3 protein-coding genes are annotated in these 1336 nt (G+C 52.1%); all 3 read left to right on the top strand.

From position 1 onward, the window contains the following. Positions 1–134 precede the first annotated feature (134 nt). The 3 genes from PACILC2_RS26010 to PACILC2_RS26000 all read left to right on the top strand — a co-directional run bounded on the left by PACILC2_RS26010 (position 135) and on the right by PACILC2_RS26000 (position 1266). Positions 135–560 carry a hypothetical protein gene (locus tag PACILC2_RS26010; protein WP_244863881.1) on the top strand — a complete coding sequence of 142 codons (426 nt, stop codon included), beginning with the start codon at positions 135–137 and terminating at the stop codon, positions 558–560. A 10-nt stretch (positions 561–570) separates the two neighbouring features. Continuing rightward, positions 571–711, top strand: coding sequence for an XkdX family protein (locus PACILC2_RS26005; RefSeq protein ID WP_213531920.1), 141 nt, complete (start codon positions 571–573; stop codon positions 709–711). 105 nt (positions 712–816) lie between these two features. Further along, the gene (locus PACILC2_RS26000) at positions 817–1266 is read left to right on the top strand and encodes a phage holin family protein (protein ID WP_062489169.1); all 450 of its coding nucleotides are present in this window, start codon (positions 817–819) and stop codon (positions 1264–1266) included. Positions 1267–1336: the final 70 nt, after the last annotated feature.

The raw sequence follows: 1336 nt of genomic DNA, 5'->3' as shown, positions 1-1336 counted from the left end.
CTGGACCCCGACTTCCGCTCCTTGCCCTTCGGGCTGCGGTGCGGGTCGGCTACGTCCACCATAGTTTCACTGCAGATTAACTGGAAATTCTTCAAAAAGAAGATTCTAAACATACTATACGAGGAGTGAAATCGATGGATCAATTCGAAGAAGATATGCCCGAACAGGAGATTCAACCGCCGCAGTATTTTGCTTTGTTTGACTCTCAAACTGGCGGAATTGTGACGTTTTTTGTTGACGCGATTCATGGAGAAAACATTCCGAGCGAAGCAGTACCGATCACAGTTGAAGAGTGGCAAACATACAGCGCGGAGCCGTGGACATGGAAGCGCGACGGCGATACGGTCCGGCTCAGGACGCCGGAAGAGCTGGAGGAAGAAAGGGCGAACCAACCGCCAGCACCGAAGACGCCGGATCAGGAAATGAACGAACAGATCGCTACGCTGTTGATCGACTCGGCTGCCAAGGATGTGCAAATCCAACAACAAGACGAAATCATCGCCGACCTGATGCTCCAAGTCGCTACCTTGCAAACAGCGTCGGAAGGAGGTGGGGCGTAATGCGGTACCAATGGATCAAAAATATTACGATGCCGGCATGCCGGGCTACGACAATGACGGCATTAAAGTGTTTGTCGCAGCCGGCTGGATTACAGCCGAACAATACAAACAAATTACGAAAGTCGAATATGTAACTGACGGGCTCCGCTAATACCGGGGCCTTTTTTCTTTTCAAAAATATTCTATTAATAGAGTACGTCTAATAGAGTACGTCCTTTTAAGATCATTACGAGGAGCGAAGGAGGGAACGATCGGCATGACACAAATCAAAGATTTCATCGCCGCTACCGCTATCGGGGCTACCGGAAAAGAAGCGGCATTCGGCGTCGTGACGGCTCTGGCCGGAGTTGTCGCAAGCGCGCTTGGTGGCTGGGATATTGCGCTGCAGGTATTGATCGCTTTGATCGCCTGCGATTATATTACGGGCATTCTGGGCGCGGTCAGACAGAAAAAGGTTAATAGCGAAGTGATGTTTTGGGGCGGCGTCCGGAAGGCTGTCATTTTAAGCGTAATCGCTCTAGCAACCCTGCTCGATAAAATGGCGGGAGGTGAAAATCCGATTTTCCGAACACTGGCCCTTTACTATTATGCAGGCCGCGAAGGGTTAAGCGTCGTCGAAAATCTCGGCGTCATTGGCGTGCCGCTGCCGCCGGGACTTGTCAGTTGGCTTGAGCAATTGCGCCAGAAGGGGGAAGCAAACAAATGACCATCACCATCGTCCTCGACCCCGGTCACGGCGGACACGATCCCGGCGCCGTCGCCAACGGTTTGCAGGA

Source organism: Paenibacillus cisolokensis, assembly GCF_018403665.1.
GTDB classification, from domain to species: Bacteria; Bacillota; Bacilli; order Paenibacillales; family Paenibacillaceae; genus Paenibacillus_AH; species Paenibacillus_AH cisolokensis.
The sequence above is the reverse complement of the archived record's forward strand: the minus strand, read 5'-3'. Positions and strand labels throughout refer to the sequence as shown.